General features: G+C 41.3%; 10 protein-coding genes and 1 pseudogene. 2 read left to right on the top strand and 9 right to left on the bottom strand.

Going from position 1 to position 6,680, the window contains the following annotated elements; genetic code table 11:
* Positions 1 to 80: 80 nt before the first annotated feature.
* From ACFQNG_RS09745 to ACFQNG_RS09710, 8 genes and pseudogenes are all read right to left on the bottom strand, one after another.
* Positions 81 to 539 (bottom strand): hypothetical protein, encoded by a 459-nt coding sequence (locus ACFQNG_RS09745; protein ID WP_379864722.1) that lies wholly within the window; start codon positions 537 to 539, stop codon positions 81 to 83.
* A 21-nt stretch (positions 540 to 560) separates the two neighbouring features.
* A complete protein-coding gene (locus ACFQNG_RS09740) occupies positions 561 to 1,625 on the bottom strand; it encodes a hypothetical protein (protein WP_379864721.1) in 1,065 nt (354 codons plus the stop codon).
* A 183-nt stretch (positions 1,626 to 1,808) separates the two neighbouring features.
* Positions 1,809 to 2,132, bottom strand: a complete 324-nt coding sequence (locus tag ACFQNG_RS09735; protein WP_379864720.1) for a hypothetical protein — start codon at positions 2,130 to 2,132, stop codon at positions 1,809 to 1,811.
* Complete coding sequence (locus tag ACFQNG_RS09730; protein ID WP_379864719.1) at positions 2,126 to 2,377, bottom strand: hypothetical protein; 252 nt, start codon at positions 2,375 to 2,377, stop codon at positions 2,126 to 2,128. The genes ACFQNG_RS09735 and ACFQNG_RS09730 overlap by 7 nt, the downstream gene beginning before the upstream one ends.
* Before the next feature lie 101 nt (positions 2,378 to 2,478).
* Entirely contained in the window at positions 2,479 to 3,105 is a 627-nt protein-coding gene (locus tag ACFQNG_RS09725) for an ATP-binding protein (RefSeq protein ID WP_379864718.1), read from the bottom strand.
* A gap of 172 nt (positions 3,106 to 3,277) precedes the next feature.
* Positions 3,278 to 4,204, bottom strand: coding sequence for an HNH endonuclease (locus ACFQNG_RS09720; protein ID WP_379864735.1), 927 nt, complete (start codon positions 4,202 to 4,204; stop codon positions 3,278 to 3,280).
* A 6-nt stretch (positions 4,205 to 4,210) separates the two neighbouring features.
* Positions 4,211 to 4,639: pseudogene (locus ACFQNG_RS09715) on the bottom strand (DnaD domain-containing protein); the annotation flags it as partial.
* Between the two features lie 59 nt (positions 4,640 to 4,698).
* The gene (locus ACFQNG_RS09710; protein WP_379864717.1) at positions 4,699 to 4,929 is read right to left on the bottom strand and encodes a helix-turn-helix transcriptional regulator; all 231 of its coding nucleotides are present in this window, start codon (positions 4,927 to 4,929) and stop codon (positions 4,699 to 4,701) included.
* Between the two features lie 193 nt (positions 4,930 to 5,122).
* Between ACFQNG_RS09710 and ACFQNG_RS09705 the strand changes: the two genes are divergently transcribed.
* A complete protein-coding gene (locus ACFQNG_RS09705) occupies positions 5,123 to 5,494 on the top strand; it encodes a helix-turn-helix domain-containing protein (RefSeq protein ID WP_379864716.1) in 372 nt (123 codons plus the stop codon).
* 39 nt (positions 5,495 to 5,533) lie between these two features.
* Here the strand turns inward: ACFQNG_RS09705 and ACFQNG_RS09700 are convergent, their stop codons facing one another.
* Positions 5,534 to 5,746, bottom strand: a complete 213-nt coding sequence (locus ACFQNG_RS09700) for a hypothetical protein (protein ID WP_379864715.1) — start codon at positions 5,744 to 5,746, stop codon at positions 5,534 to 5,536.
* A gap of 245 nt (positions 5,747 to 5,991) precedes the next feature.
* Here ACFQNG_RS09700 and ACFQNG_RS09695 point away from each other — a divergent pair, with 245 nt between their 5' ends.
* Positions 5,992 to 6,672, top strand: coding sequence for a helix-turn-helix domain-containing protein (locus tag ACFQNG_RS09695; protein ID WP_379864714.1), 681 nt, complete (start codon positions 5,992 to 5,994; stop codon positions 6,670 to 6,672).
* Positions 6,673 to 6,680: the final 8 nt, after the last annotated feature.

Below are 6,680 nucleotides of genomic sequence, written 5' to 3'. Positions count from 1 at the left end.
CAGTGTAACAAAAAAAGTGCCCGAAGGCACTTTTACAAATCATGTTATGCTTTTGCATCAGTCTCCTTAACGGGTAGGCTTTAGCTATTAACAAATGCTTTGAACCGTGTCCACATTGCCATCAATAGGAATATGGCAACGGGTAGCATCAGACCTTTGATAATTGACATGCTCATTGAAACGATGGTGCAAAAGATCATCAACAACAATCCTAAAATCATGATGACCACCTCTGTAAGCAAGCCCCACTTATGGGCCATCATAATCCCGCGACTTGTACTTTTCCAATGTAATATGGTGACACTTTGTTTAGTGAAGCTTATAGCTTGTTTGGTTCCGTCACTGAATAGACGATAAAAAAACCAAACAAACAGAAGGTAAATATGGATGCGAAGGAAGTAAAAACTCCCTATCATCATGACAGTTCCCCAGTTAATACCCGTTTTATACAAAAAATTCTGGTAATCAGAAGAAAAACCTTTCACGCCCCATGCGGTGAGCATTATTAAAATCACGGTGATTATAAACGTTTTTTTCATCTGCCGTATCCCCGTTTCACCTTATGAATGTTTTTGTTCTCTCAGTCTGTTCATCGCGTTTTGTGCCGTTGTGGTTGAACACCCTGCCACTTGAGCCAACTTGCGAACGCTGAACGGTTCGTTCCGTTCCATCATAGCGATTGCACATTGAACGGCTTGTTCCGTTTTGCTTCCATTCACGATGTACAGATAAGCTTTTGATTTACGTTTACGTTGTTCACCCTTTCTTTGTTCACCTTGTACATGTACAGATTGTTTAGATACCGATTCTTCATCCTGCAAATGTACATCCTGTTCCTCCTGTACATGTTCCGGGTCATTTTCCTTCTCTACAATCCAGCGTTCTTCTTGTACATGTACATGTGGTTTCGTCTGTGATTGTTCCGAGTGTTCTTCCTCATCCTGCGTAATCTGTTTAGGCTCTGATTGTACATCTTTCACATTCTCTGAGTGTTCATGTACAAGTGGTGTATTCTGTACAGAGGATTTTGATTGCTCCTGTTTGGGGTGTTCAGGTGTTTGGGTGATCGATTTGAAAGTGTTCACTGCGTTCCCTAGTGAGGCGGCCCACAATGTTAACTTGGGTTGTTCAGGCTGTTCATTTGTTTCCGTTTCTTCAGACTGTGAACGGCTGAAAAGTACCAATACTGAATTCAAAACGAAATATGGAACAGACAAGCCAAGGACCAAGCCTTTGATCGGATTCCCAAAAAGATAATTGCTTCCAAGAGTAGCGCTGATGTTTGACCATCCGATTATAACGAGCCCTCCAATGAACATTCCCCAAGTCCAAAAATACCGCAAGCCAGGAAATTTGTGTTCTGTTCTGTATGCTTCGTATAACCCCCACAATCCTACGCTGAACGCTGACTCTGCAGCCAGTGTTGCAAACAATGCCAGGTTGAAAAAACCTTTGCCAAACCAATGTTCAGTCCAGTGATTGTTCATCCATCCGATCGGGGTATCAAATCCTCCGGATTCGTACAAATAGATCGTTTTGGAAAAAGACACGATGATTGAACAGATGAAAATTCCATAGATCGCATAGTCAAATTTGTCGCGTTTATGGTTGTCTTTGTGGTACACTCTAATCACTCCTTTTGCATAGAGTAGATTCCCCTTCAGTGTCACTTTGCCGAAGGGGGATTTTTTATTGTTACTACGCCCATATCCGGTGGATCTCCAGGATCCCTTCTTGGCTTATCAACTCAATATCTATACCGAAACCTGCTGGAACTCCCTCATTGTGATAAAATTGTCTTATCGTCGTCACTCCTTGTTTGGCTGGTACAATCCGCATGCATCAAATCGCGGATCGTGCCCGCCCTTCTTGATGCGCCAATGCTCTTTGTTCCGCATCTGACATTGCCCCACTTCATGATCAAAGAACCTGCAAGGTTTCTGGCCTTTGCGCACTGCCCCACACCCTGCGCCATTCCAGGTCAAGCCGTACTTTCTGACCATGGGATTTTCGTTTTCCAGATATGCGTCTGGTCTGGTTGTCTTCTTCTTGCGCTGCCGCTTCGGTTTGGGTGTTGGTTCCGACTCCGGCGCTAGCTGACTGAACAAATCAAGTTGTTCCACTATTACCATACGTCACCTCCCCTGGACAGGTGCTGTTTGTCCTTTCTTTTGAACGGAATGACCTCCGCCAACTTCGGCGGTTCCACCCACTTGGTCCGTTCTTTCATCATCTGCCGGCGTTCCCTGGCGCGTAGCCGTGCTCGCTTCCGTGCCTCTTGTTTTCGTTGGTCAGCCTCTTGTTGTTTTTCTCGCGCCACTTTCTCCAATATCTCGGGAAACAACTCCAATTGCTCCCCGAATTTTGAATCAATCACGCCTGCCGCCTCCTTTCGTAAATACCTCCTGATCGCGGTTCAATCATTTACTCCAAGTCACAATGAACCAAAGCCAATTGGTAACTTGGCTATGCGCTCATTTAGATCACCTCTTGTAATGCTTTCAGCCGTTGTTGCAGTTTAAACTCCCGGTATGATGACTCTGCCTGAAAGCGGATGGGCAACGTCCCCCCTACGATTCGATCAAACGCCCGACTATCCGGATCCAACTCGCGGCCATCTTTGTCCTGTGAAAGCCATTCGCGCAATCGCTTGAAATCCAGATTACTGGTAAAATTGGTGATTTTCCCTTTCCGCCCGTCCAAGATGTCATAGAGTACGCCAAATTCGTATTCTGACAGCGGTTTGAGTCCAATCTCATCCAGCGTCAGGATCTCGCATTGCATAGCCGCTTGAATGTAATCAAAATCTGATTTCTGGCTGTTTGATCCAAACGTACTTTTCAACTTTCTGAACAGTAGATTTACGTTGATAAATACGGATGCGTAGCCTTGGTCAAGCAATTGATGATGGATAGATGCAGCCAGATGGCTTTTTCCGTTACCTACGGGGCCGAACAGATACAATCCCGCGTCCTGCTCCGTGAACTTCTCGACAAACATTTTGGCGATTTTATAGCCGTTCTCCGTTCCCGTTCGTTGCTCAAAGTTGGCGAATGATGCCCTCTTCAACTCTTCATCCATCAACCCGTCGCCATAGATGCGCAAGATCCGCGCCCGCTTCTCGGCCAGCTCCCTTTCCCTTTCTTCTCGGAAAAAATTCTCTTTTACGCAATTGCATACAGGGAGAGGGCGAAAAGGGCGGCCCATCAAAGTGAGATTCAGACGTTTAATTTCTTTCCGGCAAATAAGACAACAATGTGCGCCGTTCATTGGATCATCAGATGTAATATTTGGCGTATTCATCAGATTCGTTGGATTCATTGCTTGTCGAAAGGACATCATTTTGCATTTCCTCCTCTGTTAAAGCTTGGGATTTGTTCTTCAAGATCAACAATCCACGGTTCGCTTCATGTTCTATCGTGTTCCGCATAATCCCGAGCGTGTATTCTTCTTTCTTGTCATCATGCTTTTCAACGTGAGTCCACATGGCGTATGTGATAACTGCTTGGGAAAATTTACTCCATTTTTCCCACTCTGTTTGGATAATGCTTTTAGAGATCCGTCCATTCTTTCTTGTAAGACGTAAGCAATCAATGTATTTAACCAACAATTTTCTATTTACAGACAACGGGTTGGAAGCCATTTGGCTTTCAACAAAGGACTCAATGTCCTCTGGTGAGCAAAGATTTTCTTTGGCTCGCTTTTTCGGGGGGTTATCTTTTTCTTTTTGTTTTTCTTTTTCTTTTTGTTTTTCTTTTTCTTTTTGTTTTTCTTTTTGTCCACGTATCGTATCCTGAGCGATACGTAACGTATACGTATCGTATATTTCGTTTTCGATTGCCTCACGATATGTGATTCCCAACTCCCACCGCTCACGTTCAAACATCTTCAAAGCAGCCAGTTTTACCTTGATTTGCTCGTAATCAACCTGATCAAGAGGGTTTTGTTTGTTCCACTCCTGACAAGCCATTTCTAAGTTGTCATTTCCACTTTTCAGTTGGTTGAACTTCTTCCAAGAAACCACCAAGTTATCAGGAGTGCCGGGACCGCCTAACGATTCAGGAATGATATGATCGACTTCAATGTCATTGCGTTGCAAAACCTTACCGGTGTAAAAGCAAGTTTGTTTATCACGCCAAATCACATAATCCTTTGTGGCGATTTTGTCTCCGAGCGATGGTTTATACAGTTTGGACGGCGACATATATACCTCGTTTGTCAGGTAAAAACTTTCGTAAATACTTTTGATCGTTTGGTTGGTTACTCTCTGGCCCACTAAGGCAATCAACTCTTTATCCTTAACCTGTTTCAACTCTTTTTTGACACAATCCACAATAGGCTTCCCGCCTCGATTAAAGTTGTACTTACCCCAATTCAGGATCGCTACCTCACGCGTTTCGGCATTATACTTAATCAATCGATGGTAATTCTCGAACCGATCCATCAAGGCTCTGGCGCTTTCGATCGAATAACCCATATCAAAGGCGATTTGCTTTTTGGTAATTGGGTAAATGCCGATCTGTGTTGTATTTGGATTGGTAAGGAGGTACAGGTAAAAGTACCTGTCCTCTGGTGTCATTTCTTCAACGACTCTTGCGTCTTGCCAGAATGAAACTTGCACATGTCTGTATATTGCCATTATTCTTCCCCCTCTCCGCTAATAGGGACTGCGCTATGATCACCCCTTCTCAATACTCCTTAAGTATGATTTTCTTGTTCTTTATCCTCAAAAAAAAGAGAATCGATGTCTTTCTCTAAAATTCTCGCTATTTTCGAGGCTACGGTCAAAGGTGGTTTAATTCGACCATTTTCCCAGTTTGATACCGATTGCCCACCTTTATAACCAAGCAACTTTGCTAATTGTAATTGAGTTAACCCTTTTTCTTTTCTTGCAAGTTTCAAAGCCAAGTTCTTAGCTAATTTTTTCATTAAAGCATCACCTTTCTCCAAAATCCCTATTTACTTTCCAAGAACAATGTACAAAAATTTTGTATTTATTAACCCCAATATAACATACAAGATTTTTGTACGTCAACAATTTTGTATGATTATATTGTACATTGTTTTCTTAGTAAATAAAGTGTACAATTTACTTGTACAGTAATCGAAAGGGATGAAGTAAATGTTTTCTGCTCGTTTACGATCCGCTAGAAAGAAGAAAAATTTATCACAAGAAAAGCTTGCTGAGTTGGTTGGAACAACTAAAGCGACAATTTCCAACTATGAAAACGAGTACAGCAGTCCGTCAAATGAAATGCTTATAAAATTATCAGATGTTTTGGATGTAACCACAGACTATTTGTTAGGTCGTTCTGATCGTCCTGATCTGGTGAAGTCAAATATGATGACAGAAGTAGAGATAGAAGAGTTATTCATCAATAACCCCAAAATACAAACAAAATACAAAGGTAGAGAGTTAACTGACGAGGAAATGGTTAAGGTTGCAAAAATGCTGGAAGTGATACTTGATCGAGAGGACAAAAGCAAAAATTGACTATATATAAAGAAAAGCGGATAACCTTTTAGTTATCCACTAATTTAACTCTTTCAACTGCCTAATCTCATGATCTTTTAATAGTCCTAGGCTTAGCAACTTATCAATAAGAGGACCAATGTCTTCGCTGATTTCAAGATCAAGTTTTCGGCTCAAACGGACTATATTTTTCTTTAATATTGAGTTATATAGCTGTCTATCCAATTCACTACTCGCAACAAAAGGTGATGTTGTTTTTTCAGCTTTTTTCATCGTTCAAATACCCTCCCAAATATCATAGATCCAGTGGTTATATTTTTTGTTATCATCACTACACTCGCGTTCGACACATTAAAGCCCAACAATTATGATCTGATTGATTATTCCGTCAAATAAAGTATATAATTCTCATTTTGTTAAATCAAGCCTTTGATTAACTTTTTGAGAAAATTGTTCTTCATATCGAAAAATTCGTGTATACTTTTATTTAACAAATCGAGAACCGAGGTATAGTGATTATGTTGGCCAAACAATTAAGGGAAGCAAGAAAAAAAGCAAATATGATGCAAAAAGATGCTGCAAAAAAACTAGGGATAAGTAATGTAACCCTTTCTCAGTATGAAAATGGAATTCGCAACCCAGATCCAGAAACTTTATTGAAGTTAGCTGATTTATACAATGTTTCTACTGATTGGCTTTTGGGTCGATTTCCCTCGATCCGTCAAGGGTTTGGAAGAGACCACAAAAACAAAGCTACAAAAAAATATCTTGACCTTCGTCTGCTCAACACTTTAGCAGACCTTCCAGAAGATGTACGTAGGGAGGTACAACCACCAGTATTGCTTTACCAAGTTCTACAGTTGAGAGATGATGTACCAATAACAATATCGCAATCCTATCTTCCCAACTCTCTACCTCTTAAGGAATTGGAAAACATTCTTGAAGGGGTTAAGCAGAATCCTACATTGAGTTTATACAAAACCCTGGAGTCCTTCGGAAGAAAACCAATCACATGTGAGGAAACTCTGGTCATAGAGAGTCCTTCTAATGAAGAGATTGAACTTTTGAAAATGCCAGAGCATGTTCCCGTTGCGAGAATAACACGTAAAACGTTTGACGCATCCAGCAACCTTGTGGAGTATTGCCAATTAACAAGCCGGACAGATTTGTATAAGTTTGTATATCGATTTACATTATAAAGGGAGGT

It is taken from the genome of Laceyella putida (genome assembly GCF_042665195.1).
In the GTDB taxonomy this organism is placed as follows: domain Bacteria; phylum Bacillota; class Bacilli; order Thermoactinomycetales; family Thermoactinomycetaceae; genus Laceyella; species Laceyella putida.
This window is presented reverse-complemented; position numbering and strand designations above follow the sequence as displayed.